Genomic DNA, 23,956 nt, shown 5'->3' on the forward strand with positions numbered 1-23,956 from the left:
GACCGCCTGGCCCGCGAGACCTCACCGGACCTCGGGGAGTACCGCGTTCCGTGAGACCGTCGACACCAGCGAGCCGATGGCGATCCCGATCACCAGGTTGATCAGCATCGTGACGAGCTTGGTGTCCAGCCCCGCGTCGGACGTGAACGGCCACAGCGCCGCGATGACGGTGGCCAGGCCGACGATCCAGCCGAAGAATGTCCGCGGCTGCGGTGTGGTCAGGAGGAGGATGTGGGCGACGGCCGTGGCCAGCAACCCGGCAATCGCCGCCCAGACGGCGTACCACCACGTCGAGGCGTCGCCCCAGACCCCGTCGCCCTCGGGCGCGAGGATGGGTATGTCGAAGATGCCGCGGGCGATCACGATGCCGGCGACCGCGAGCAGTGCGGCCACGACCGCGGCGGCGGCGCCACCCGCCCAGAGCCGGCCGGCGTTGACCGTGGGCTGCAGTCGTCGGGTGGGAGGTTGGTTCATCGCCATGATCAGTCTCCGTCGTCAGTCGGTTCTGTGGTCTCGGCGCGGAGGATGTCCTTGAGCTCCTCGGCGACCTCGTCGTCCAGCTCGGCGTAGACGAGCGTTGGGTTTCCGTGCTTCATGGCCGCGGCGACCGCGTCCGGGTCCCCGTCGCTGCTCAGTACGACGAGTGCGGACTTGCCGGGCCCGAGGTGGCCGGCGACCTCGGTGAGCAGCTCGTCACCGATGCCGGCCTGCCTCAGACGTTGAACCGCGGCCGCGGACGCCGCCCCCACAACGGCGCCCGCGACCGGGTTGAACACGAGGATCCCGAGAAGACCACCGAGCAACGAGCCCTTGGCTGCGGCGCCGGTCGTATGGTGGCGAAGATGGCCGATCTGCGGCTCCTCCGCTCCTGGGAACCAGGTGAGCGTGATGGCGTCATGGACGGTGAGCGCACCACGCTCCTGCAGGTCCTGGAGCCAGACCTCGGCGTCTGAAGCGCCCATGATCCGGTCGTAGACCCACGCGGTCAGGCTGGCCATGACGTCACTCGGCGAAGACCTCGCGCAGCGCCTTCTCCTGCTCACTGCTGAGGTTGGTGAAGATCAGCTCGCCCTCGTGGCCCTTCATCGCCTCGTGCACCTTGTCGACCACCGCGTCGGAGGTCATCAGGAACAGTGCCGAGGTGCCGGGGGTGACCTGGTCGCGGACCTTGTTGATGAAGGCGTCGTCGATGCCCACGTCGGTCAACGATCCGGTCAGAGCGCCGGTCGCCGCGCCGACCGCTGCGCCCAGCAGCGGCACGAAGAAGATGAGTCCGAAGAGCATGCCCCAGAACGTGCCGCTCATCGCTCCCATGGCCTTGGTGCTGGTCAGCTGCTTGGTCTTCGGCTTCTTCTTGCCGACCTCCCAGTGCACGGTCGCGGCATCCTCGAGGATGATCAGGTTCTGCCTGACCAGCTCCTCGAGGTTCTTCACAGCTTGGTCTGCGCCTTCGGTTGTGTCGTACTTCCATACCGTCAGGGTCGCCATCTCACGTCCTTGCTGTCGTTGACTGCGTTCGTCATCGACGATCCCGGCGCGGCCGGCGGACAGCCTCACCCGAATTCGGTGAACCAAGGTGCTGAAGTGATTCGTAGCGTGCAGTACGTGAGCAGTCGAGGAAGACCATGACGAGGGTCCTGATCAGGGTGAACGGTGAACTCTCCCGTGAGCTCCAGAAGGCGTTCCCGCAGCTGGCCGTCCAGGCGCATCACGAGCAGTCGACGCTCACCGGCGAGGTCCCCGATCAGGAGGCGCTGCAGGGTGTCCTGCACGCGCTGCGTGCCGATGACATCGACGTCATCGAGGTCGTCACGATTCCCGACTGACAAGATTCCCCGCCGAGTCGGCTCGTCTTGACGAGCCGACTCGGCGGTTCAGTCGAAGATCGTCTCCCAGTCGCGGGCCATGCTGATCACGGTCCAGCCCAGCCGGGCGCCGACGTCGGTGATCGGCTCGGGCTCGGTGAAGGTCTGTGCGGTGCTGACGTAGGAGAACTCGCGCTCGACGTCGTCGTGGTCGACGAGCAGCGCGAGCGTCGGACCATCGCCGGCCGCCGCCCACTCCAGCATCTCCCGGTCGCCGCCGGAGTTGCCGACGGCGAGGATCGGGCGTCGTCCCAGCTGGGTCTGGATGTTCGACACCTTGGCCGTGCCCTCGTTGGCGGCACCGACCAGGCGTCCCGACCGGCTCAGGCGCGGCGGATCCGGGGCGTAGTCGTACTCGATGAGCGTGCCCACCACCGCCTCGGGCGGCACTCCGTAGAGGTCCTGGGTGATGGCGCGGACGAACTCGGTCCCTCCCCCTGTCACGACGGTCACCGAGAAGTCGCGGCGCCGCAGCTCGGCGATGAGTTCGAGCATCGGTACGTAGGTGCAGGTCCGATGCGGTCGCCCGAGGGTCGGGTGGTCGGCGCGAGCCATGAACTCGCGGGTCCGCGCGGTGAAGTCCTGGGGCGGGAGACCGACGAAGAGGCCGGTGAGAGCCATCGCGATCCGCTCCAGCCCGATGTCGCCGATCGCCTGCTGGTCACCCGAGAGCAGGGCCGCGAACTCCGGCTGCTCCTTCACCGACGGGTCGGCCGCCGCGCTGGTGCGCAGCGCGTCGACGAAGAAGTCGAACTGGACGTACGTGGGACGCTCGCACCACAGGGTGCCGTCGTTGTCGAAGCAGGCCATCCGGTCGGCCACGGGCACCTCCTCGGCCGCGTCGAGGAAGGCCATGACGGCGTCGCGGGTGGCACCCGGACGCCAGGACGGCAGCAGTTGGTCGTTCACGGTGTCTCCTTCGGTTGCTGGGTCCCGGGGCGGCGTACGCATCGGAAGCCCATGTGGCTGGTGCCGGTGTCGACCATCTGTGGGCGGCGTGCCGCGGGCCGGTAGCGCAGGCAGTAGGTGTCGGCGCACAGGTGCGAGCCGCCCTTGACGACCTTGCGGGCGATCCGGAACTGGGGCTGCGCGGGGTCGAAGCTCTGCTCGGCATCGCCACCGCGCGGGTTGACGGGTACGCAGCACGGCTTCGCGACCTCGTCGGGATGCCGGTCGGTCCACCAGTCGCTGGTCCACTCCCACACGTTGCCGGCCATGTCGAAGAGCCCGAAGCCGTTGGCCGGGAAGCTCCCGACCGGGGACGTGCGGGAGAAGCCGCTCTCCCGGGTGTGCCGCCACGGGAAGTCGAGACCGTCCCAGGTGTTGGCCATGATCCGACCCTCCGGGCGCGGCTCGTCCCCCCACGTGAAGGCCGCTCCTTCGAGACCGCCGCGGGCGGCGTACTCCCACTCGGCCTCGGTGGGCAGGTCACCACCTGCCCAGGAGGCGTACGCCAGGGCATCCTCCAGAGCGACGTGGACGACCGGATGGTCGGGCCGGCGTTTGACCGAGCTGCCCGGCCCTTCCGGCGCCGACCAGCACGCCCCCGGCGTCCAGGTCCACCACTGGCTGACGTGCCGCAGGTCGACCGGCCCCGGTGTCGGCGTGAAGACCAGCGAGCCCGGCTGAAGGTTCTCCGGCGGCGCGTCGGGGAAGTCGGCCGGGTCGACCGGCCGCTCGGCGACGGTGACGTAGCGGGTCTTGCGCACGAACTTCGCGAACTGCTCGTTGGTGACCTGGTGGGCGTCGATGGAGAACGCCCCGACCCGCACGCGGTGGGTCGGGGCCTCCTCCGGATAGTGGTCGTCGGACCCCATCGTGAAGGTGCCGCCGGGCAGATCGACGACCGGATGCCTGGAGCTGGGTTGCCTGGTGAGGGGCTGGCTGGTCATCAGCTGCTCGGCATGCCGGCCTTGAGCTTCTCCATCAGCTGGTCGACGCTGAACGTCGCCGGCGTCTGCCGCGGCGGGAACTCGATCAGCGAGGACAGCATCTGCGCGACGTACGTCTGGGCCGGGATGAGCAGCCAGGCGTGGTCGAGCATCCAGTCGAAGTAGGTGTTCGACGTGCCCTCCGCCTTCTCGAACGGGTCCAGGCGCAGGTTGTAGATCTTGGGTGCGCGCAGCACCACCAACGGGTCCAGCCAGATCGCCAGCGTCCCGGTCTGGCGCTGCTCGAGGAAGATGAACTTCCAGTTGTCGAACCGCATGCCTGCGAGGTCGCCGTCGTCGGTGACGTAGAAGAAGTGCTTGCGCGGGCTCTCCTCGGCCTCGCCGGTGAAGTAGTCGAGCTGGTTGTGGCCGTCCAGGTGCACCTTGTAGGTGGTGCCCGCTAGCTCCGTCCCGGTCTTGAGCCGGTCGGCGACGTCGGTGTCACCGGCGGCGGCGAGCAGGGTCACGAACCAGTCGTTGTGGCTGACGATCCCGTTGCGCACCTCGCCGGCGGGGATGCGACCGGGCCAACGGACCATGGCCGGGACCCGGTAGGCGCCCTCCCAGTTGGAGTTCTTCTCGTTGCGGAACGGTGTCATGCCGGCGTCGGGCCAGCTGTTCATGTGGGGGCCGTTATCGGTGGAGTACATGACGATGGTGTTGTCGGCCAGCCCGTTCTCGTCCAGGTAGTCCAGGACGGACCCGACCAACTCGTCGTGGTCGACCATCGTGTCGTGGTACTCCGACTGCCACCGTCCGGCCTTGCCGCGGCTGCCGTCCTTGACGTGGGTGCGGAAGTGCATGTGGGTGGTGTTGAGCCACACGAAGAACGGGGTGTCGCTCGAGCTCGCGTCGGTCATGAATCGCAGCGCCTCGGGGACGACCTCGTCGTCGATCGTCTTCATCCGCTCCTTGGTGAGCGGACCGGTGTCCTCGATGCGCTGGGTGCCGTCGCCGTTGGCCCAGGAGTGGATTACGCCGCGCGGCCCGAACCTCTTGCGGAAGTTGGGGAACTCCTCCTCGCGCGGGTAGTCGTACAGCTCCGGCTCCTCCTCGGCGTTGAGGTGGTAGAGGTTGCCGAAGAACTCGTCGAAGCCGTGCATGGTTGGCAGAAACTCGTCGCGGTCGCCGAAGTGGTTCTTGCCGAACTGCCCGGTCGCGTAGCCCAATGACTTCAGTGCCGTCGCGATGGTCGGGTCCTCTGCGCGCAGACCGAGGTCCGCGCCGGGCATGCCGACCTTGGTCAGGCCGGTGCGATAGGGGTTCTGGCCGGTGATGAACGCCGCGCGGCCGGCCGTACAGCTCTGCTCGCCGTAGGAGTCGGTGAACCGGATGCCCTCGGCAGCGATCCGGTCGATGTTGGGTGTGCGGTAGCCCATCAGCCCGTCGCTGTAGCAGCTCAGGTTGCTGATGCCGATGTCGTCGCCCCAGATGATCAGGATGTTGGGCTTGTCGGACATGAAACCTCCTCGTGTCTGTGCTCGGAGGCTAGGCAAGCCCTCCCGCGCGCGACCTCCCCCGACTCGGGTGACATGCCAGACCGCCCGGTCGCGATGGAGTGGCGTCGTGAAGACGTGGCTGATCCCGACGATGCGCGGCTACGACCGCTCGTGGCTGCGCGGTGACGTGCTCGCCGGGCTCGCGACCGGGACGGTCGTGATCCCCCAGGCCATGGCGTACGCCACGATCGCGGGCATGCCTGCCAGCGTCGGGCTCTACACGTGCTTGCTGCCGATGGCGGCGTACGCCCTGCTGGGTGGCTCACGCGCGCTGAGCGTCTCGACGACGTCGACCATCTCCGTGCTGGTGGCAAGCTCGCTGGCCACCCTGCCCGAGCGCGACCCCGACGAGCTCATGCGGGCCGCGTTCACGCTGACCTTCCTGGTGGGCGTCTGTCTGCTGATCATGCGGCTGGCCCGGCTGGGCGCGCTGGTCGAGAGCATCTCCCCCGCCACCATGACCGGGATCCGGCTCGGCGTGGGGCTCACCGTCGTCGCCAGCCAGCTGCCGGCTCTGCTCGGCCTGTCGGCGGACCCGGAGGCGGAAGGCTTCGTCGAGGAGCTGGTCGCGGTCGCCCGCGAGCTCCCTGAGCTCTCGGTGGTGACCGCGGTGGTCGGGATCGCCGCGATCGTGATGCTCCTGGTGCTCCGGCGGCTGGCGCCGGCCGTGCCGGGGCCGCTCGTCGTCGTCGCGGCAGGCATCTTGTTGGTGGCGCTCAGCGGCGTGGAGGACCGCGGCCTCGCCCTCATCGACCCGGTGCCGACCGGGCTGCCGTCGCTGAGCCTGCCGGTGGTCGACGACGTGGTCGGGCTGCTCCCCGGCGCGATCGCCATCGCGCTCATGTCGTTCCTGGAGACGGTGCTGGTGGCGCGGACCAACCGGCGTCGCCACGAGCCTGCCATCGACGTGGACCGCGAGCTGGTCGCCACCGGCATCGGCGCCCTGGCCGGTGGGCTCACCCAGTCGCTCCCGCCGGCCGGCGGGTTCTCGCAGTCGGCCGTGAACCTCCGCTCGGGTGCTCGTACCCAGCTCTCCGGGCTGGTCACGGTGGGTCTGGCGCTGCTCGTCGCGCTCGCGCTGGCGCCTCTGCTGGCCGACCTGCCCCAGGCCATCCTTGCCGCCATGGTGCTGGTCGCCGTGGCCGGTCTGCTCGATCCACGGGAGCTTTGGACGTACGCCGCCATCGACCGGGCAGAGCTCTGGGTCGCCGTCGCCGTCGCCGCCGTCGGCCTGACCGGCGGGATGCTCCTCGGCGTCGCGGTCGGGGTCGGTCTCACCCTGCTGCTGGTCATCCGCGCGGTGAACCAGCCGCGGGTGCGCCGGCTCGCGCCCCCGTCCTCGGTGCCGGCGGGGGTGCTGCCGCTGCTGCTCACCGGCGACCTCTACACCGGCAACGCCCAGGCCACCTACGACGCGGCGCTCGCGCTGGTGCAGGCCGCCGATCCCCGAACGGTCACCCTCGACATCTCCACCCTCACCCACGTCACCGTCCCGCTGCTCAACACCCTCCGCTCGCTGCGCGACGACCTCGCCTCCGACGAGATCGAGCTGGTGCTCCTGGACGTGCCCGATGATGTGCTGCCCGTCCTCCGCCGAGCACCGTGGTTCGTGGAGGCGGAGCAGGAAGGGTTCGTCGGGTGAGCGGGCCCGCACGGCTGTTAAAGTGAAGACGTGGAGCTGATCGAAGTGGACAAGATCTAGCCACCGGACTGCCGGTGGCTTCGCCCGTGCGGGGATCCCGCACCGGTGAACGATCACTTCTCGACGCACACGCGCGTCCGCCCTTCCCGGGCGTCGACGCGTGGGGCTCTCCGGCACGTTCGCGTTTCTGCCGACACGTACCTGATCCCGTCGCGCCCTCTTGGCGCTCGACGGAAGAGACGAGAGAACACAGCCATGTCCACCCCATCCGCCATCACCCTGCGCGACCTGACCTTCGAGTGGCCCGACGGCACCGTCGCGCTCGAACGGGTCAACGGCACCTTCAGCACCGACCGGACCGGCCTGATCGGTCGCAACGGCGCCGGCAAGTCCACCCTGCTACGCCTCATCGCCGGCGAGCTGACACCGACCTCCGGGAAGATCGACGCCAGTGGCGAGGTCGTCTATCTGCCGCAGACGCTCACGCTGCGGCAGGACACGACGATCGCCGGCCTGCTCGGCATCGACGACATCCTCGCCGCGATCCGGGCGATCGAGGCCGGCGAGGTCGACCAGCGCCACTTCGACGCGATCGGCGACGACTGGGACATCGATTCCCGTGCCGACGAGGCCCTGGACCAGATCGGCTTCTCCGCCACCGACCTCGACCGTCGCGTCGCCGAGATCTCCGGCGGCGAGGGCATGCTGATCGCGATCACCGGCCTCCGCATCCGCCGCACCCCGATCACACTGCTCGACGAGCCCACGAACAACCTCGACCGAGCCACCCGTGCCAAGCTCGCCGAGTTCGTCGACCAGTGGCCCGGGACGCTCGTGGTCGTCAGCCACGACCTCGAGCTGCTCGAGCACATGGACAGCACCACCGAGCTGTTCTGCGGCACGCTGAGCACGTACGGCGGACCGTACAGCGCCTGGAAGGAGCACCGCGAGCAGGAGCAGGCCGCCGCCTCGCAGGCCGCCCGGTCCGCGCAGCAGGCGCTCAAGGTCGAGAAGCGGCAGCGCATCGAGGCGGAGACGAAGCTCGCCCGCCGCGAGCGGACCGCGAAGAAGACCCAGAAGGACGGCGGGATCCCGAAGATCCTCGCCGGCAACCGTGCCAGCAAGGCCCAGGCGTCCGCCGGCTCGCTCCGCTCGACGCTCGACGACAAGGTGAAGGCTGCTCAGGCTGCCGTCGATGCGGCCGGTGGCCGCGTACGCAACGAGGAGCACATCCACCTCACCCTCCCCGATCCTGGCGTGCCCCGCGGCCGGCGGATCGCGGAGCTGGAGGACGAGGACCGGACCGTCGTGATCCAGGGACCGGAGCGGGTGGCGCTGATCGGCGCGAACGGCTCCGGCAAGTCGACCCTTATCGACCAGATCGTCCAGGGCGGCGACCCGGTGCCAGGGCGGCCGCATGGCCGTCTTCTCACCGACCTGGTCGGCCTCCTCCCCCAGCGCCTCGACGGCCTCGACGACGAGGCCAGCGCGATGGAGAACGTACGCAGCGTGGCCCCGGACCTCCCGCCCGGAACCATCCGCAACCAGCTCGCCCGGCTCCTGCTTCGGGGCGACAGCGTGGACCGCCCGGTGCGTACGCTCTCAGGTGGCGAACGCTTCCGCGTCTCCCTCGCCCGCCTCCTCCTGGCCGACCCGCCCGCCCAGCTGCTGATCCTCGACGAGCCGACCAACAACCTCGACATCACCAGCGTCGAGCAGCTCGCCGAGGCCCTCGACGCCTACCGCGGCGCGTTGCTCGTCGTCAGCCACGACCACGGGTTCCTGGAGCGGATCGGCATCGACACCGTCATCGAGCTCGACGGGAACGGGCGGATGCACCAGCGTCGGAACCTGGGCGGCTAGCCCGAAGCCTTGCGTGGCCGAGACCACCGCAAGCGGGGCGTCGAACGCAGCCCGGCTCTCACCACGACCCGGCCAGGGAGTCGAGCATGCGGCCAAGCGCCTCAGGTGCGTCGACGTGGGCGAGGTGTCCCTGCCTGGGCAGACGATGGACTTCGGCGTGCGGCAACCGGGCCCTGACCTGCTCGAACGATGTGCCGTACGGCGCCATGTCGACGTTGTCCTCACCGATGATCAGGTCGACCGAGCCCGCTTGTGACCCCAACGACCCTGGGATCTCGGCCCGCGAGAGCGCCAAGAGCTCGACATAGAGCGGTTCACTGAGCTGACGCAGTGTCGTCCATGCGTTGCCGTCGGAGCGGAGGAGCTCGACATGCTCCCCCGAGAAACCCGAGACCTGCCGGTTCACGATCTCGACGCTGCGATCCCAGTCCCCGAGCTCATCGGCCTCCCGCAGGGACGGCAGCGCATGGCCACCGAAACCCGGTGCAACGGGTTCGTACGCGATCACGTGCTCGACCGGGCGCTCGGAAGCGAGCAGGAGAGCGATGAGACCCCCGTAGCTCCAGCCGAAGAGGGCCTTGGGCTCGCCGATCTGCTCGAGCACGGAGGTCAGGTCGTCGACCTCGGTCCGAAGCGAGTATTCGTCTCCGAGCGGGCCCGACGGCGCGCGTCCGCGTCGGTTGACGATCGAGACCGACGGCCACGTGGTCATGGCCCGAGCCACGTGTCGCCATCCCCTGGCATCGCTCATCACGCCCGGCACCACGAGCAGCCCGGGCCGGTCGCCGTCTCCGTATACATCAACCGTGACCCAGCGGCCGGCACCGGTCGGGACAGATTTCTGAAACGTTCGCTCCATAAAGTTTATTATGAAGCGAACGCTCTATAATGCAAGTCATGAGTTCCCGACCCGTCGGACGTCCCCGAATGTTCGATCGAGACGATGCGGTGCTGGCGGCGGCCCGCCTCTTCTGGAGCCGGGGTTACTCCGGCACGACCACCCGAGCGCTCAGCGAGGGCCTGGGAATGTCCACCTCGAGCATCTACGCCGCGTTCGGCAGCAAAGCCGGCCTCTTCGAAGAGGCCGTTCGCACATATGCCGAGCGCTACCGGACCATCTATGACGAGGCGTGCGCAGAGCCCGATCTCGGCGAGGTCCTGAGCCTGCTCCTTCGTCGCTCAGTGGTGGAGTTCACCCAACCCAGCGCTCGGCATCCGGGGTGCCTGATCAGTAGTGCGGCGATGACCGACGCACCAGGCACCATCGACACCCGGACCTATGTGAGCGAACTGCACGCGTCCAACGAGCGGCAGCTCCGAGAGCGCATCGAACGTGCACACAGCGAGGGTCACTCGGGGATCGGCATCGCGCCGGCGACGCTCGCCGCTCTAACACAAACGCTCTGGCACGGCCTGTCGGTCCAGTCCAACCAGGGTCTGGGGCGCGGCAAGCTCTTGGAGATCGTCGATGCAGCTCTTGCGACGCTGCTCGACAAGCCCCTCCACGACCGATCACTCATGGGGTAGCCAGGTCGGTCGGCTCCTGGCCGTGTCGCGCGACCCACCTCGCCACGAGGTCGCCGACCACGCGGGGGTTGTACGTCGGCGCACAGTGCCCGTCCGACACGTCACGGATGTCGATCGTCACTCACGCACGAGCCGTCCAAGACCAGTCACGTTCAGATCACGGCACCTCGGTCAGTGCCGGCACGAGGAAGCGCGATGAAGACGACGATGCCAACCAATGCACCGACCAGGAGACAGAGCAGCGCGACGCGATACACATTCGCGTTGAGCCAATTGACCATCGTCACGCGATGATCCGGACCGCGGATGACGGTGCGCTCGTCACCCATCTCGTAACGGTCGCACGAGTACGCGGTGAACACTGCTGGCTGTCCGACAGGCTTGTCCGCCGACCGCCAGGTGATCTCGTACTTCCGATGACGCTCGACCTTCGGCTGGCCCGATCCTCCGACCTCAACGGTCGTGCACGCATTGGCCTGCCCCTCGGGAAGGGTCTCCATGCCGACGACCTCAGCGCGCTCGACATGCTCGCCCGACGTCGCGTCGGCCCACGCAGGCACATACAACGCGAGCAGACCAAGAGCAACGACACCTCCCGCCCAGGCCGCCCGGACGCTGGGGCGCTTGCTGCGCGACCTCACGAGTCGCCGCCACCTCAATCCCTGCGTCACCTGCTCATCTCAGCAGATCCTCGCGAGCACGGTGGGGAATTGCACGCGCAGGCGCACGGTGTACGAGCGTGGCTCAGATTCACCTGATGGCGACGAGGACCCCGATCTTGTCGATACGGTGCTCGGGGTTGTCGAACTCGTCGGACCAGTAGTTGCCGGCCGCGTGGTCCTCAGGCGTGGCGCAGGTCGACAGCGTGATCATCGCGCGGGTGGGCTCTCGGCCGGGTTGGCCGGGGACGGCGGCGCGCTGCGCGCGGAGCGACGCCGTCGACCGGAACGACGTCTCCCGGGTGCCGGTGATGCGATAGACGTACGTCGCCTCCTCGGTGCGCACCCGGACCCGGTCACCTGGTTCGAGTTCGGGCAGCCGGAGGAACGCCTGCGTGGAGGAGAGCCGGTGCGCGGTCACCTGGTAGTTACCGATCCCACCAGGCCCGGTGCCGCCGCGAGGACCGTACGGACTGGCCGCCACACCGCCGTTCTGGATCTCGGTCCCGGGAGCGTCGTCGGTCCATCCTCGATAGGGCACGACCTCGAGATCGGTGACGCCGATGCGCGGGATGGACAGTTCCCCGCGCATCGGCCGGCCGTCGGAGGACAGCGGTGTCGTCTCGGTGGCCGACGGCGAGGCCGGCGCTGGCGGGGTCGAGGTTGCCGTGGCCGACGGCGACGCTGACGGTGTCGAAGGCGTGCTTGTCACCGAGGGGGTTTCGGCGCCGCACCCGCCGAGCGCGAGTGCACCGAGGACCGTGGCGACGGCTCGGGACGAGGTGATCTTCATGGCGCCGCCTCAGGCGAGCTAGTGGTTCGAGCCCACGGTACGCCGCCACGAAAGCCCGACCTGCCGACGAGATCAGAAGAGCCGGTAGAACCGCCAGAACCCGAACCCCTCGATCGGGAGGACCTCGAACCCACTGAAGCCCGCGGCCTCGCCGTAGCCCTGCAGGGTCGATGGCCGCATCACCGTCCCGGTCCCGACGCTCGGGGGCGACGAGAGCCCGTCCGGCAGACACACGAAGAGGCTGAACCCGTACATCATCCGCTCCAACTCGTCGCCGTCCGGCGCGAAGCTGTCCGCCACGGCCTCGTCCATCACCACCAGAGATCCGCCCGGGACGAGCGTCCTCCGGACCGCACTGAGCACGTCGACCGGCCGGGGCATGTCATGCACGCACTCGAAGGCGAAAGCGACGTCGACCGTCCCTTCCTCGAGCGTGGCTGCGTCCTGGCACACGAAACGCACCCGGTCCCCGACACCCGCCTCGTGTGCGTTCGCCACGGCCATGTCGACCGACGGCTGGTCGATGTCGATGCCGAGCACGGTGGCCTCGGGGTACGCGCGAGCCAAGGCGATGCTCGACCATCCCCCACCGCTACCCACGTCGAGAATCCGACACCCCGGCTCGGAGAGAACGTCGTGGACGGCGGGCACGCCAGCCAGCGCCGGCCCGAGCTGCTTCTCGTACCATGGCCGATTGGCGTCCGCCTGCGACTCCCGAGCGTCATCACCGAGCTCGTCCCAGCTGACCCCGCCACCATTCCGGTACGCCTCCAGGAGCCGAGGCAGCGCCGGCCCAACCGCCCCGAACATCCGGGCGATGGGCGCCAGATAAGCCAAACTGGTCGAGTCGGTCATCACCTCGGCCGTGCTCGCCGGGATGGCGAATCGGCGATCGTCAGGCTCCCCGTCCTTATCGACCACCAACAGCCCCACCACCGCCTGCTGCTCGAGCCACTCCCGCGCGTACCGCACCTGTGTCCCCGTACGCCCCGCCAGCTCGACCGCACTCGCCGGCCCCTCATCAGCCAGCGATCGATACCACCCAAGCCGATCCCCGATGAAGACCGAGACAATCTCCACCGTCCCGAGGAGCGACCCGAAAAGCCGCTCGGCCACTTCATCCGCCGTCTGCTGCGATGCATCCATCTGTCCACCATCGCCCCGGTCACGTTCACCTCGGCAGCCCGGTTCGGCCCCTACTTGGTTTGAGGTACGGCTCTTCGACCCTGATGCGATCTTCATGTCGTCCGGTGCTGCGTCCCCTCAGCCGCGATGTTCTCGGTGTCGAGCATTGGGTGACGAGTCCATCGCGGCGTAAAGTTGCACACCCTGCGGCGGCACTCATCACCGATGGTGAAACACGCGTACTCATGTCGACTGGTGCCTCGTGGCTGCGGAATGCTGCGAGGCATGAAGCTCCCGATTGTCGGCGTGCGCCAGATCAAGCTCCCGGTGAGCGATCTGGCCCGCAGTGCGCGTTGGTATTCCGACCTGTTCGGCCTCGAGCTGGCGGCTGAGTTCTACGAGGACTCGGCGGTCCGGGGGATCGTGCTCGCCGACCACGCTGCCGGTTTCGTGATCGGCCTTCGGCAGCGCGAGTACTGCGCGAGCGGTCCGGTACTGGACGGTTTCGACGTCTGTGCCTTCATGGTCAGCACGCCCGAACAGATGATGACGGTGGTCGCTCGGTGTGTCGATCTGGGCATCGCGCACGGCGAGATTCACGATCGCGGGGAGTTCGGCATCGCTATGGATGTAGCGGATCCGGACGGGACCATCCTTCGCTTCGTGGCCGGCTCGCACACCGGACCACCTGGCACCTTCGCCGGAGTCGAGTTCGGGCCCGGGCCGCCGACCTTCTATGACCAACCGCGACTCAACTTCTAGCCAAGGCGTACGCCACTCGCGGCGGTATGACGCAGTTCCGAAGCCGCGTCCGGCGGGTCCGAGTGGGCACGTTGTAGCGACACGTCGCGACTGCTGCGTCAGGATGTCGATATGACGAGCCTCATCCGTGTCGGGTATTGGCGCAGCGAGTACGAACCCACGCTGCCAGATCCGCGCGGGCACCTTGATGAGACCTGGGATGACGACGAGCGGGAACTCGTGGTCGCGTACCTTCAAGGTGGTCTGCCCGTGCTGCACATGATGGGGTTCTCGCCCTGTCGGATCTGCGATCTTTCGGCCAACGGAAACGCCGAACTGACCGACGGCTCGTATCTGTGGCCGCAGGGGCTCGCGCACTACGTCCAAGACCACCGCGTGCGCCTTCCGTCTGAGTTTGAACGGCACGTCTTGGACCGCTGGGAGATCCTGGAGGAGGCGGCGATTCGGGCTCACAAGGCGCCGCCCGATCGTTGGATGAGCATGACCGAGCAGGGGTAGGAGTCTCACACTCGCGGCGGCATGACGTGGTCCTCTGTCTTCACGCGAACTTGGTCAGTCGTCCATTGAAGGATGCGGGGCGCCAGTGGCTCACCGCCAGTCACCAGAGGTACTGCGCCAACTCCTTCGCGACTGCGCCCGCTACCGCTCCGACCCCGACCCAGAAGCCCTTACGCCAGGGGCTATTCGCCCTATTCAGCTTCTCGAGGAGGGGCTTCTGCTCCTCAAGTTGGTTTGTCAGGTTCGTTGCCGCCTTTGCGAGGGTCTCAATCTCCCGTTGGGAGTCACCAACGCTCGATCGATTGACTCGATCGACAACTTCGCTTGGGGTGAGCGGTCGGTCGCGTTCGCCAGTGCGGACAAACAAGCCACTTGGCGCGAGCGTTAGACGTCGGCCAGCCACGACCTCGACGACCACGACTTCGTCTGCGCCAACGAAGGTCCTAGTCGTCAATACTGCGGGAGATGGCTCGAGAAGTTGAAGTGCCTTTCCCACGTAGATCTCAGCGCGGTCAGCATCCACGCCGACCACGTGGGGCGTGCCGCTCTGCTCCGAAACACCTAGAACAAGAGAACCTCCGCTCGCGTTCGCAAACGCTGCCAAGTGTTGTGCAATTTGCGTTGGATTCGGAAGCCCGGCCTTGAACTCGACAGTTTCGGACTCGCCGGCGTTCACAAGCTCCAGCACCTTCTCTGGCGTCATGCACGAACCCTATCGATCCGGCGGCGTCCTCTTCAGTGCGTCATCATCGGTAACTCCATTGACACCTCGTCGCGGCGGTATGACGCGGGACCATTTCTGTCAGCTGGGGTTGCACGCCAGATCAGAGTTCGATGCGTGATGGCAAGATGACTACATGGCATCGGACTCCCGGATGGTGGCATTGGGTTTCGGAAAGTTCGCGCGCGCCGACCGTATCTTCGCCCTGGAGCGCATCACCGGGGAGGAACGCGGCGATGGCCGCCGCACTCGAGTCTGGATCGACGGGGTCACCGACCCCTTGATCGCGTCCAGGACCGAGATCACAATCCTTCGCGATATGGGCCAGGAGTCCGCGGTCACCGCACCCGAGCTCGACGAGGCAATGGACCTCGCCGCGCGTCTGGCGGCCGCGGCTGAGGAGGGTCGGGTGGATCTGAGCGATCTGGGTCGTCGTGCGCGACGCCTCCTCGCCACGACGACGCCATAGGGACGCCAAAGGGACGCCATAGGAAGGGAGACCTCGACAGCCCGCCCCTTCGGTGAGTGACCCATCGCGGCGATGTAGCGCGCTCGTGGCGGTATGACGCACGTCGATCAACGGCTGGGCGTGTACGTCGAGCCGCAGAGGCGCGCTGCGTCACCGGCGAAGGCCGCCCACAGCGTTGCTCGCGCCCGACCCTGCGCTCTCGACAGGAACGTCCGACACCCGACTCCCAGCCATTCCTGTCGCCATAGTTGGGAGCCTGCTCGAGTCCGAATGGCGCTGGTGGGTCAGCCGTCTCCGCGGGTCGATTCCTCAGCCGCAGCCGCCTGCGCGTCTTCGACGTCCACTTTCGGGCCGGTCGGATTCGCCGGTGCCAAACCCTTCAAGACCATCGCGTCGAGGTCCTCGACGGACCAGTCGGACCGGATGAGGCGCTCATGGAGGACCTCCCGAACCAACCACACGGCGACCGAGTGGGTGGAGAACTCCGGCCCTCCCTCTTGCGGCTGAACCGTCGCGTGCTTGCCGCTGGTGCTGCCGTGGACCAGTTCGGAGCGCCGGTCGTAGACCTTCCGGGCAACCTTGAACGTCAATTCGGGGTCACGAGGATCATCGGTCTTGGATGCGAGGAGGGCAGCCGCCCGGACAGAGACGCGGTACGAGATCTCAGCGCCTTTCTGCCCGAGCAGAGCCTCGAGCCCGATGCACGCGTCGATGAGCTGGTCATCCGGCGCATCGCGAAGCAATGCCATCGAAAGCCGCCTGGACGCAAGCTTTGCCTGTGCGTTGGAGGTCTTCAGAGCTGCTGCGACCTCCGGAAGTTGCGCTGCTTCCTCGGCGGTCACCGCCCTGTGTTCTTTGAGCCACCCGCCGTTCTCGAAGTACAAGGGATAGCGGCGAGCAGTAAAAACGTGGTTCAAGTTTGGGAGATGATCTTCCCAATGTTCCGCCCAGTCACGCGGGCGACGGAACACGCGAGCCCACCCGGGGCGTGCGAGAGAGACGATGCGGATGGCTTCGCAGACGGCCGTGATACCACTGGTGTCGATCGGGGCCTCCTGGGTGAACAGCTTCCGGCCCCCTCCGATGTTGTCCATCGCGGGCATGTCAACGACCACGGCCCACTTTGCTGCGTCAGCGAGCGGGGTCTTTACGGTGAACCGGTCGACTTCGCTGATGCGGCGCAGGTCGTCGTCAGTGAGTCGTTCGATTCGAGTGACTTCATCCACCTGAAGGCCCTCGTCGCCAATGTCGAAGTCGGTCAGCAGGAGAGGAACCACGAGCTGGTAGGCCAACGTGGGCGCGAGCCACGACCTCTCCCTCTGCAGATACAGGTCGGCGACGGCCGGGTCGGCCATCCCCAGGCCGAGCGCGGTCGCACGGTCGTAGATGCTCGATGGAAGCAGCACGATGGTCGTGTCCACCAAGGACTTGGCCAAGTCGTCGGGAATCGTTCCGCCAACGATCTGCGGCCGAATTCTCTCGTGCACGGTCTCGGTTGTGGTGACGTATTCTTTCAGCTCGGCCATGCCGGAAATGTCGTCGTAGGCGAACGGGTCGATGCCGCTGGCCTTGTTTGCGAACAACTCGGCCGGGGCGACACGAGACTCGTCCTTTTCCTTGGAGTACACGTTCGGCCAACCCGAGTCGAAAGCCTTCACCTGCCGCTTCTCCCGGTACGGCGTGTACTTGTAGCCTTCTTGAGCGAAGTACTCAGTCACCATCGCGTCCATATGCGCGACGACCGTCATCGTCAGTCGGAACAGATCCGGGTCGATGACCGTCTCTGGCATAGACGGAAGTTCCACAGGCATCAGGTCTGACGACGGCGTAGCGGACTGCTGCTCGGAATCGGTGTCGCTCACGGCGCTATTCAATCAACCAGGCACACGACGTGCATCAGGGTTAGTTGCGGTCCTCGCGGACAGCTATTTCTCCGAGTTGATGACCGCGCTGTTCGGGGTGATCCACGGCGCACCTGGGATCAGGCTCCTGACCTCTTGCTGGTTAGGTCGCGAAACCTTGACCGACTTCGAGTTAGGTCGGGCCCAAACGCGACCCCGGCGGAATCGGCGTCCGCGATGTCAGTAGCCGAGTGTCCCGCGCACCGCAGCGCGTCGCGCAGCCCTTCTCGCCTCAGCCAAGCGCGGTTCAAAGGTCTCGACGCCACGCTCACCGAGCCGCACGAGGTCCGGTTCGGACTCCCCAGCCAGTTCACGGCACACCTTGAGGTGCCGTTCGAGCCGTTCGTGGTCTTCGCCCCAGTGCGTTCCGACATCGAGGGTCCAGAGAAGGTCATCGGGCTGCCAGTTGAGTGGCCGGAGCATGACAGCAAGAACCTTCAGCGGGTATCGCTTGCCGTGCTGGAATCGCGTCGCGTGCAGCAGCGTGCTGAGCGACAGCGGGAAGTTCGGGTCGGATACGGCTGTGGTGATCCACTCGATGTCTGCGGCTGAGATGACCCAGAAGAGGTTCTTGGCCATCGGGCTTTCGCGCACCTGGTTCCAGAGTTCGAAACGGTGCGCGTTGCTCAGCTCACGCGCGCTTTCCTCCCACTCGTCGAAGTCATCGTTGCCCTCGAGCGCTTCGACGTGCTTGACCAGCAGACTCATGTAGGTCTCTGGCTTCGTCTTTGCGAGAATGTGGAGCGCTTTGGACTGCATGTGGTCGCGCATCGTGCCTGATGGGACGGCGAGGTCGCTCATGGCCGTAGCCCAGTCGGAGTCGTTTGGTATCTCTTCTGAGGAGTACGACATCTCGGCCGCCCACAAAGCGGCGGCACTGCTTCGAACCTTGGGGTCGCGGTGGGTGAACAGCGCTTGACGGGTGGTGTCGGATGCGTGACGGATGGCGTAGGACGAGTCGAGGTCCTGGATGTCATCGACTGTGAGGGCGTCGACGACGAGACTCGCGAGCTCGGTGTCTTCGCACTTGCTGATGACCGAGCTGATAAGAGAGCCTCTCCCGTAGGCGTCGCCGAGGAGTTCCATGGCAAGAGGAACAGTCAAGACGCCGTTGTCGACGCATCTGCTGATGAGAGGGCTGACTGCCCGACCCAGTCCATGGTCTAGCGCTGCACGGAGCCAGACCTCGGGGTCGGGACGCGTGGAGAGGTGGACCATGATGTTCCACCTTGCTGACCTGTGCCCGGCAATGGCGAGGTCACTGTCATGGTCCACGAGCCAGGTCATGATGACGCTGGGCGGTTGTTCGATGTAGGCAGCGAGCACTCGGTCGAGCTCAGCGTCTCGGAGACGGCGATCCTCTTCCCAATCTTCGGAGCGGTCGCGCTCGGTGGTCAGCGCCGCGAAGAGCTCATCAGGTTCGTCAAGCTTGATTTCGAGCCTGGAGGCTGCTCGGTTGAAGACTGCTCGCAGGCCTGGGGTGGTGACCAGTGGGGCGATGGCTTTGGCGATCGAGACCGCGACCCGTCGAGCCGCGGTCTGCTGCCCTGAGTTCGGGATGCCGCCGAGAGGAAGGGGGTATCCGCTGGCGATGTGTTCCCATTTGCTTATGACGTCGATGAGTTTTGGGAGTTCGGCGTCCGAAGCCCTGGCGAGTCGACTGACCAGTTCCGGTTCGAGCGCGTCATACATGGCGTGGATGTCTTCTCCGAGCCAGGTGAACGACTGCAGGACGAACGAGTTCACCTTCTCGGGGCTCATGTAGTTCCCGTCAAAGGTCGGCTGGAGGACACAACATGCGAGTTGGTACCAGACGTGGTCAGGCAGATCTTGAGCTTGGTCACTCGCCATTGCCGCGCAGAGGTGCACGATCGCCGTCGAGGCGGGGAAATCACCGGTTCTGGCGTCGTGGACGTTCTCGACCACCGTCTTGATGGGCGTCGCGTAGTCCCACCCTCGCGCATCCAGTTGGGTCAGTGAGTCAAAGAAGAGTCCGACCCACTCGATCTTCTCTGCCTGAAGCGAGTCTGCGACGCGCGCAGCGAGGACATCGGCTGCTCCGACGGCGGACTGTTCATCGTTTCCCTGGGCCGCATCTTGCACGGCCTGCTTCAGGTACTCGAAAACGAAACGGGTGCACTCAGGGTTGATGAGTGCGTAGGTGCGCAAGAGTTCGTCACCCTCAGAGCCCAATCCTAGGTCGCGAAGTACGGCGAGAAGTTCGGCCGCGGGGGGCACCATCGGCTGTTCGGCGCCGAGTAACGCGGCGTAGATCTGCGTCTGCAGGATGCCCGGGAGAAGGTCAGGCAGCGCAGTCTTGATGTCGCTGATGCGTACGGCGGTCGCGTGGCCAGCGAAGTAGACATCAGCCACGATGCTCGCTGCAATGGTTCGGGGAACCACGCGGTAGGTGTTCTCGAATGTCCGCCCGTCAGGGGAGTTCCACAATCGGTTACGGCGCACGTCGACAAGACCGGCGATTGCGACCGAGCGGATGAGCTCCTCGAACTGCGTGGGGCTGAGTTCGAATAGCTTCGCGATCGTGCGGGTCTGGTCTTCGTTGGCGTCGTTGACGAGGGCGATGGCTGCGAGCAGTTGGATAGCTTCGGCCGGCGCTTTGGAACGGCGAAGGAACGCCCGGATCTGATCCCTGAGCGCTTGTCCAGTCCACACGGCCTGCCAGGCGCCTTGCTGGACTAGGAGGTCGGCGAGGTTGAGCGCCCACGCCGGTCGCCCTTGGGCTTGCTGGAGCAGATGAGCGATGACCGAGGTGCGGGTGATGCCTCGCTCGCGAAGGAGGACTCCGATTTCCTCCGCGGTGAGCAGGTCCACCTCGAGGGCGAGCGCATTCGGAAGGTGGTCGGCGACGCTTTCCATCTCGTCGGGCCAGCAGGTGACGGCGACGCGGAACTCGAGGTTCTCTGCGAGCCGAGCACGCAGGAGTTGCTCGATGTCGTCGGTTCGGCCGCCGGCGTCATCGACGACCACGAGCTTCGGTTTGGTCGTGAGGAGGTCGTCGAGCAGCCGTTCGGCTGCGGTGTTCCGTTCGAGGAACAGGGCGCCAGGTAGCCTTCCGGCTACGTGGCTCTTGCCGGCGCCGGGGACACCCCAGAGGATGAGGTCCTGATCGGACTTCTCGGCGCGGTCGAGGAGTTCGTCGCGACCGACGGTGGGGAGCTGATGCTCGTCAGGACGTGCTCCACGGGGCGTGCGGGAGAGGCTGAACGCACCGCCTTCAATGTGCAGAATTTTCCGGCGCCAGTCGGGATCATCGCGGAATGCGTTGGCGAACCATGGACGGTCGAAGACTTGGATGAGTTCGCACTTGAACTCCTTGGCGATCGCGGCCAGTTTGATGCGTTTCTGCCGGTTGACCTCGGCGAGGTTCGCGACGACGACTTGGTCGACGATCGTCTCGTGGTCTCGGGCCGACTCGAGGCTCCCGCGGAGGCTCTTCTTGGCACCTTCCCATGTGCGGGAAGAGGTGATGATGAGGCCGAGGACCTGGCCGTTGGATTTGACGAGTTCTGCATCAAGTCCGTGGTCGGTCCCGCCCGTCACAGGGACGAGACCTGGGTAGTCGTGCCCGATGAGCGCGGCCGCGCAATCCTCGAAATCAGATTGTTGCAGGCGGTACCGGGTGTCGTTTAGACGTCGGTCGATACGGTCAAGCAGGTTCACGATCGGGCGCCTACCTAGCTCTCTACGAGGTCCGCTCTTCGGACAATCCGAATGTAGCGAGTCAGCTCGATCGACCGCTGCCTCATAAGTCGATATGCATAGCGTCGCCGAACATCCCGGCGAAGGGAGCAGCCGTCGGAGACGGTCGCAAAGCCACGTTTGTGGGTTGCTCCTAGCCGTGCAACTGTGCCTGCTACTGCGCGTCCTACTGGGCGGATTGACGCGTAGCTACCTGGCCTCAGCCAGAACGGGCGGCCGCCCTCACCTCTGAGCCGGGATTGCTGCGTAGGCTCGCTGCAACTCGGCGATCGCGGGAGCATCCGAGTCGAAGTGATGGCCATCGATCGCGCTGATCGGACGCACGCCGATGCTGGCGTTAGTGGCGAACGCCGCCTGCATGCGATCGATCTGATCGAGGGGGATCGCCTTCGACACGTGTCGGTCGTTCACGCCGCGAAGCAGGGCCATCGTCACGCCGGGAAGTACGGCCGCGTCGGGCCAGATCACCGTTCCATCGGTGGCGATGAAGCCGATGTTCCAGGTGCTGCCCTCGGAGACGTTAGTGCTGGTGGGATCGGTGAACAGCACGTCATCGAACCCCGCCTTCTTGGCCGCGGCGCGGTGATGGAGCGGGCTGAACAGGCCGACATGCTTGATCTCTGGTGTGTCGCGCTGGAACGCGACGGTCTTGACTCGCAGCGGCGGCAGCTCGCCGGCGTGGCTGGGCCGGATCGTGATGAGCGGGACCGGCCTCGCTGTGACCGTACCGACGTTGCCGAGGTTGATCGCCGGATCGAACATCGTCACCCGCAGGGTGTAGCTCCCGGTTGACCCAACAGTCGCGGCGCGGATGTCCGCCACCAGGGACTCGCGGTCGAGATCGGCGTCGAAGACGGTCTTCGCGTTGCTGACCAGGCGATCCAGGTGTAGATCGAAGCCACGTACGCCGCCTTCCTCGACATGCATCGAGGTGAAGTGGCCATATCCGGTCAAGGCCAGCGCCCTCAACTCGTCGGGGCTTGCTTCGACACCGTGGATCGTCGCCATGGCGACAACCCTGCCACTTCACGACCGCGCGACTCCCGCGCCCTGCGAAATGGCGAAGGCGTACGGCTAAAGGTTGCTACCTAGATGGCTGAACACCGCTGAGATGATCGTTGAAGCGAGTTGCCAGCGCATCCAGAAGCGCCGCGCCCTTCTCCGCGCTCGCTAGCGACGGGCTGCCGATGATGCCGGACTCCGTGTAGCGGCGCATGCCGTGGGTGAGCAGGTGGGGACGGCCGGCAGCCAGATGGTCCCGGTGTTTGTAGTCCTGGCCCACGAGGTCGGGGGCGCACTGGAGAAGGATGCTGACCTCGAGCTCACCGGCGTGCATGTCGTCGTGAGCATTCGTCTCCAGGCGGGCGGCCTCACGAGCGGCGGCCCAGTCACTGCGACCAGGGAAGAGGGAAAGGTCGCTGGCTTCTTGGACGATGTTCTGCAGGACGTAGTTGCCGCCGTGGCCGTTGACGAGCACGACGTGCTCGGCGCCTTGCGCGCGAGCTGAGGCGACGATGTCTTCGACCAGGCGGATCAGCGTGGCGGCGGGGATGCTGAGGGTGCCTGCCCAGTCGGCGTGCTCCTGCGAGCAGGAGACGGTGATCGGGGGCAGCAGCCACAAGTCGTTGGCGCGGGCAACCACCGAGGCGATCTGGGTCGCGACGATGGTGTCGGTCGACAGCGGCAGGATGTCGCCGTGCTGCTCGAAACTGCCGATCGGGAGCACTGCGATCTTGCTCCCTCGAGCAGCCACGTCGGGGCTGGTCTCAGTGGAGATCACGTCGGGGTTGGTCATCGGCGCACTCACGCCTCTCGTGCCGTGGTTGCTTTGAAGGCGCGATTAAAGTCGCGCACCGTGGGGGTCTCCCAGACCGGCGCCAGTTCGCGGCGCAGGTCGTGGATCTGGGTGAGGATCCGCGCTGATCTGGTGACCTCCAAGACCTTCAACGCTTGATGGCCAGTGATCACCGCTTCCTCGACCTCATGTGCGCCAGCGTACGCAGTGGCCAGACGAGCTAGCGCGAGCCCGCGGTCGCGATCCTGGGTGCCGGCCGGCCACGCTCGGAGGCTTCGGATGAGGATGTCGAGCGCGTCTTGGTGCTTGCCAAGACGGAGGAAACAGTTGGCTGCCTCCATCTCGATATAGGACGACGTGACGTACGGGACCAGGCTCGCGGTCCCATGGCCGGCTCCATTCGTCGCGACAATCTGGAGTGCGTCGTCGAGATCTCGGCGGCAGGCGACTTCGTCGCCGACCAGTGCGTGTGCCATCGCTCGTTGCCTCAGGAGAACACCGCTGAGTCGTGGATCATCGAGCGCCGGCGTTCCGAGAGCAGCGCTTGCGCGAGTGAGCGCGTCCCGGTTGTCGCGACGGTCGGAGGCGATGTTGCTCCGACGCATCGCAACATAGGCGATCAGCTCAGGGTCGTTGGCCTCGGCGGCCAGATCGACGGCCTGGTCGGTCCACCTCACAGCATCATCGAGGTCCCCTGCATCCTGGTGGAGCCAGCCGGTGAACTCGCTCAACCGCGTCGCCACGCGCGAGACATCGGCTCGGTTTGGCCCTGTGGCACCGCGTACGAGTCCCGTCACGAACCGTGCCTGTTCACGAGCAAGGGCAAGGACGGTCTGTGGCCCAGTGGCGGCGTCTAGGGTCGCGAGCTGGCCGAGAGAGACCTGCAGCGCATTCAGGAGGTCCGGGCTCACGGCCTTGTTCAGGGGCTCGGAACCGTAGGTGGAACCCGCCGGTTCAGGCGATGTCGGAAACCCGAGTTCCGGCGCGGTCAGATCGAACGTGTCTTGCAGAAGGCTCCGGTAGAACGCGTCGGGCTCACGGCGCCCGTTCTCCCAGCGGGAGATCTGGGTCTTGAGCACAGCGGTGTCGGGGAGCCTAGCGCCGCGTCGGGCCGCCGCGGTCTGGAGCTCGCTGATCAAGCGCATCTGGGACCAACCGCGACGCAGTCGCGCATCACGCAACCTGC

General features: G+C 66.4%; 23 protein-coding genes. 7 read left to right on the forward strand and 16 right to left on the reverse strand.

What is annotated here, in order from left to right; genetic code table 11:
• Positions 1–21: 21 nt before the first annotated feature.
• The 3 genes from OH802_RS21680 to OH802_RS21690 are packed head-to-tail and all read right to left on the reverse strand — an operon-like array spanning position 22 to position 1,488.
• Positions 22–480, reverse strand: coding sequence for a DUF6069 family protein (locus tag OH802_RS21680; RefSeq protein ID WP_406021968.1), 459 nt, complete (start codon positions 478–480; stop codon positions 22–24).
• A gap of 2 nt (positions 481–482) precedes the next feature.
• Entirely contained in the window at positions 483–998 is a 516-nt protein-coding gene (locus OH802_RS21685) for a DUF1269 domain-containing protein (RefSeq protein ID WP_406021970.1), read from the reverse strand.
• A gap of 4 nt (positions 999–1,002) precedes the next feature.
• On the reverse strand, positions 1,003–1,488 hold the full coding sequence (locus tag OH802_RS21690; RefSeq protein WP_406021972.1) for a DUF1269 domain-containing protein: 486 nt from the start codon (positions 1,486–1,488) through the stop codon (positions 1,003–1,005).
• Between the two features lie 137 nt (positions 1,489–1,625).
• Here OH802_RS21690 and OH802_RS21695 point away from each other — a divergent pair, with 137 nt between their 5' ends.
• Positions 1,626–1,826 carry a hypothetical protein gene (locus tag OH802_RS21695; protein ID WP_160023944.1) on the forward strand — a complete coding sequence of 67 codons (201 nt, stop codon included), beginning with the start codon at positions 1,626–1,628 and terminating at the stop codon, positions 1,824–1,826.
• 48 nt (positions 1,827–1,874) lie between these two features.
• Here the strand turns inward: OH802_RS21695 and OH802_RS21700 are convergent, their stop codons facing one another.
• The 3 genes from OH802_RS21700 to OH802_RS21710 are packed head-to-tail and all read right to left on the reverse strand — an operon-like array spanning position 1,875 to position 5,256.
• Positions 1,875–2,774 (reverse strand): HAD family hydrolase, encoded by a 900-nt coding sequence (locus OH802_RS21700; RefSeq protein ID WP_406021974.1) that lies wholly within the window; start codon positions 2,772–2,774, stop codon positions 1,875–1,877.
• Complete coding sequence (locus tag OH802_RS21705; RefSeq protein WP_406021976.1) at positions 2,771–3,757, reverse strand: formylglycine-generating enzyme family protein; 987 nt, start codon at positions 3,755–3,757, stop codon at positions 2,771–2,773. The genes OH802_RS21700 and OH802_RS21705 overlap by 4 nt, the downstream gene beginning before the upstream one ends.
• Positions 3,757–5,256: an arylsulfatase gene (locus tag OH802_RS21710; protein ID WP_406021978.1), complete on the reverse strand. Its 1,500-nt coding sequence runs from the start codon at positions 5,254–5,256 to the stop codon at positions 3,757–3,759. The genes OH802_RS21705 and OH802_RS21710 overlap by 1 nt, the downstream gene beginning before the upstream one ends.
• Positions 5,257–5,362: 106 nt before the next feature.
• On the opposite strand from OH802_RS21710, the gene OH802_RS21715 reads away from it, so the two are divergent.
• Both OH802_RS21715 and OH802_RS21720 read left to right on the forward strand, forming a co-directional pair.
• Positions 5,363–6,937, forward strand: a complete 1,575-nt coding sequence (locus OH802_RS21715) for a SulP family inorganic anion transporter (RefSeq protein ID WP_406021980.1) — start codon at positions 5,363–5,365, stop codon at positions 6,935–6,937.
• Positions 6,938–7,192: 255 nt separating this feature from the next.
• The gene (locus OH802_RS21720; protein ID WP_406021982.1) at positions 7,193–8,800 is read left to right on the forward strand and encodes an ABC-F family ATP-binding cassette domain-containing protein; all 1,608 of its coding nucleotides are present in this window, start codon (positions 7,193–7,195) and stop codon (positions 8,798–8,800) included.
• A 58-nt stretch (positions 8,801–8,858) separates the two neighbouring features.
• On the opposite strand, the gene OH802_RS21725 is transcribed toward OH802_RS21720, so the two are convergent.
• A complete protein-coding gene (locus OH802_RS21725; RefSeq protein WP_406021984.1) occupies positions 8,859–9,659 on the reverse strand; it encodes an alpha/beta fold hydrolase in 801 nt (266 codons plus the stop codon).
• Positions 9,660–9,697: 38 nt separating this feature from the next.
• Between OH802_RS21725 and OH802_RS21730 the strand changes: the two genes are divergently transcribed.
• Complete coding sequence (locus OH802_RS21730; RefSeq protein ID WP_406021986.1) at positions 9,698–10,327, forward strand: TetR/AcrR family transcriptional regulator; 630 nt, start codon at positions 9,698–9,700, stop codon at positions 10,325–10,327.
• A gap of 152 nt (positions 10,328–10,479) precedes the next feature.
• Here OH802_RS21730 and OH802_RS21735 read toward each other — a convergent pair whose 3' ends face one another.
• The 3 genes from OH802_RS21735 to OH802_RS21745 form a co-directional block, all read right to left on the reverse strand.
• A complete protein-coding gene (locus tag OH802_RS21735; RefSeq protein ID WP_406021987.1) occupies positions 10,480–10,827 on the reverse strand; it encodes a hypothetical protein in 348 nt (115 codons plus the stop codon).
• Between the two features lie 250 nt (positions 10,828–11,077).
• Positions 11,078–11,779 carry a sortase domain-bontaining protein gene (locus OH802_RS21740; RefSeq protein WP_406021989.1) on the reverse strand — a complete coding sequence of 234 codons (702 nt, stop codon included), beginning with the start codon at positions 11,777–11,779 and terminating at the stop codon, positions 11,078–11,080.
• A gap of 72 nt (positions 11,780–11,851) precedes the next feature.
• Positions 11,852–13,021 (reverse strand): class I SAM-dependent methyltransferase, encoded by a 1,170-nt coding sequence (locus tag OH802_RS21745; RefSeq protein ID WP_406021991.1) that lies wholly within the window; start codon positions 13,019–13,021, stop codon positions 11,852–11,854.
• A 189-nt stretch (positions 13,022–13,210) separates the two neighbouring features.
• Between OH802_RS21745 and OH802_RS21750 the strand changes: the two genes are divergently transcribed.
• Together OH802_RS21750 and OH802_RS21755 are read left to right on the forward strand one after the other, a co-directional pair.
• Complete coding sequence (locus tag OH802_RS21750) at positions 13,211–13,666, forward strand: VOC family protein (RefSeq protein ID WP_406021993.1); 456 nt, start codon at positions 13,211–13,213, stop codon at positions 13,664–13,666.
• 111 nt (positions 13,667–13,777) lie between these two features.
• Entirely contained in the window at positions 13,778–14,164 is a 387-nt protein-coding gene (locus OH802_RS21755) for a hypothetical protein (protein WP_406021995.1), read from the forward strand.
• 100 nt (positions 14,165–14,264) lie between these two features.
• Here the strand turns inward: OH802_RS21755 and OH802_RS21760 are convergent, their stop codons facing one another.
• Positions 14,265–14,867: a helix-turn-helix domain-containing protein gene (locus tag OH802_RS21760; protein WP_406021997.1), complete on the reverse strand. Its 603-nt coding sequence runs from the start codon at positions 14,865–14,867 to the stop codon at positions 14,265–14,267.
• Between the two features lie 154 nt (positions 14,868–15,021).
• On the opposite strand from OH802_RS21760, the gene OH802_RS21765 reads away from it, so the two are divergent.
• Complete coding sequence (locus tag OH802_RS21765; protein WP_141793738.1) at positions 15,022–15,354, forward strand: hypothetical protein; 333 nt, start codon at positions 15,022–15,024, stop codon at positions 15,352–15,354.
• Between the two features lie 284 nt (positions 15,355–15,638).
• Here OH802_RS21765 and OH802_RS21770 read toward each other — a convergent pair whose 3' ends face one another.
• The 5 genes from OH802_RS21770 to OH802_RS21790 form a co-directional block, all read right to left on the reverse strand.
• Complete coding sequence (locus OH802_RS21770; protein ID WP_406021999.1) at positions 15,639–17,216, reverse strand: hypothetical protein; 1,578 nt, start codon at positions 17,214–17,216, stop codon at positions 15,639–15,641.
• Between the two features lie 219 nt (positions 17,217–17,435).
• Positions 17,436–20,936 (reverse strand): hypothetical protein, encoded by a 3,501-nt coding sequence (locus OH802_RS21775; RefSeq protein WP_406022000.1) that lies wholly within the window; start codon positions 20,934–20,936, stop codon positions 17,436–17,438.
• Positions 20,937–21,197: 261 nt separating this feature from the next.
• Positions 21,198–21,983 (reverse strand): aminotransferase class IV, encoded by a 786-nt coding sequence (locus tag OH802_RS21780; RefSeq protein WP_406022002.1) that lies wholly within the window; start codon positions 21,981–21,983, stop codon positions 21,198–21,200.
• 76 nt (positions 21,984–22,059) lie between these two features.
• A complete protein-coding gene (locus OH802_RS21785) occupies positions 22,060–22,770 on the reverse strand; it encodes a creatininase family protein (RefSeq protein WP_406022004.1) in 711 nt (236 codons plus the stop codon).
• A gap of 8 nt (positions 22,771–22,778) precedes the next feature.
• On the reverse strand, positions 22,779–23,915 hold the full coding sequence (locus tag OH802_RS21790) for a hypothetical protein (RefSeq protein WP_406022006.1): 1,137 nt from the start codon (positions 23,913–23,915) through the stop codon (positions 22,779–22,781).
• Positions 23,916–23,956: the final 41 nt, after the last annotated feature.

It is taken from the genome of Nocardioides sp. NBC_00850, from assembly GCF_045207335.1.
Lineage (GTDB): Bacteria > Actinomycetota > Actinomycetes > Propionibacteriales > Nocardioidaceae > Nocardioides.

Excerpts from the sequence above, each read along its gene's own strand:
- OH802_RS21740 (WP_406021989.1), bottom strand. The coding sequence starts at position 11,779 with ATGAAGATCACCTCGTCCCGAGCCGTCGCCACGGTCCTCGGTGCACTC.
- OH802_RS21705 (WP_406021976.1), bottom strand. The coding sequence starts at position 3,757 with ATGACCAGCCAGCCCCTCACCAGGCAACCCAGCTCCAGGCATCCGGTC.
- OH802_RS21725 (WP_406021984.1), bottom strand. The coding sequence starts at position 9,659 with ATGGAGCGAACGTTTCAGAAATCTGTCCCGACCGGTGCCGGCCGCTGG.
- OH802_RS21745 (WP_406021991.1), bottom strand. The coding sequence starts at position 13,021 with ATGAAGATCGCATCAGGGTCGAAGAGCCGTACCTCAAACCAAGTAGGG.
- OH802_RS21760 (WP_406021997.1), bottom strand. The coding sequence starts at position 14,867 with ATGACGCCAGAGAAGGTGCTGGAGCTTGTGAACGCCGGCGAGTCCGAA.
- OH802_RS21765 (WP_141793738.1), top strand. The coding sequence starts at position 15,022 with ATGGCATCGGACTCCCGGATGGTGGCATTGGGTTTCGGAAAGTTCGCG.
- OH802_RS21735 (WP_406021987.1), bottom strand. The coding sequence starts at position 10,827 with ATGGAGACCCTTCCCGAGGGGCAGGCCAATGCGTGCACGACCGTTGAG.
- OH802_RS21680 (WP_406021968.1), bottom strand. The coding sequence starts at position 480 with ATGGCGATGAACCAACCTCCCACCCGACGACTGCAGCCCACGGTCAAC.
- OH802_RS21685 (WP_406021970.1), bottom strand. The coding sequence starts at position 998 with ATGGCCAGCCTGACCGCGTGGGTCTACGACCGGATCATGGGCGCTTCA.
- OH802_RS21730 (WP_406021986.1), top strand. The coding sequence starts at position 9,698 with ATGAGTTCCCGACCCGTCGGACGTCCCCGAATGTTCGATCGAGACGAT.
- OH802_RS21780 (WP_406022002.1), bottom strand. The coding sequence starts at position 21,983 with ATGGCGACGATCCACGGTGTCGAAGCAAGCCCCGACGAGTTGAGGGCG.
- OH802_RS21790 (WP_406022006.1), bottom strand. The coding sequence starts at position 23,915 with ATGCGCTTGATCAGCGAGCTCCAGACCGCGGCGGCCCGACGCGGCGCT.
- OH802_RS21755 (WP_406021995.1), top strand. The coding sequence starts at position 13,778 with ATGACGAGCCTCATCCGTGTCGGGTATTGGCGCAGCGAGTACGAACCC.
- OH802_RS21710 (WP_406021978.1), bottom strand. The coding sequence starts at position 5,256 with ATGTCCGACAAGCCCAACATCCTGATCATCTGGGGCGACGACATCGGC.
- OH802_RS21690 (WP_406021972.1), bottom strand. The coding sequence starts at position 1,488 with ATGGCGACCCTGACGGTATGGAAGTACGACACAACCGAAGGCGCAGAC.
- OH802_RS21720 (WP_406021982.1), top strand. The coding sequence starts at position 7,193 with ATGTCCACCCCATCCGCCATCACCCTGCGCGACCTGACCTTCGAGTGG.
- OH802_RS21785 (WP_406022004.1), bottom strand. The coding sequence starts at position 22,770 with ATGACCAACCCCGACGTGATCTCCACTGAGACCAGCCCCGACGTGGCT.
- OH802_RS21695 (WP_160023944.1), top strand. The coding sequence starts at position 1,626 with ATGACGAGGGTCCTGATCAGGGTGAACGGTGAACTCTCCCGTGAGCTC.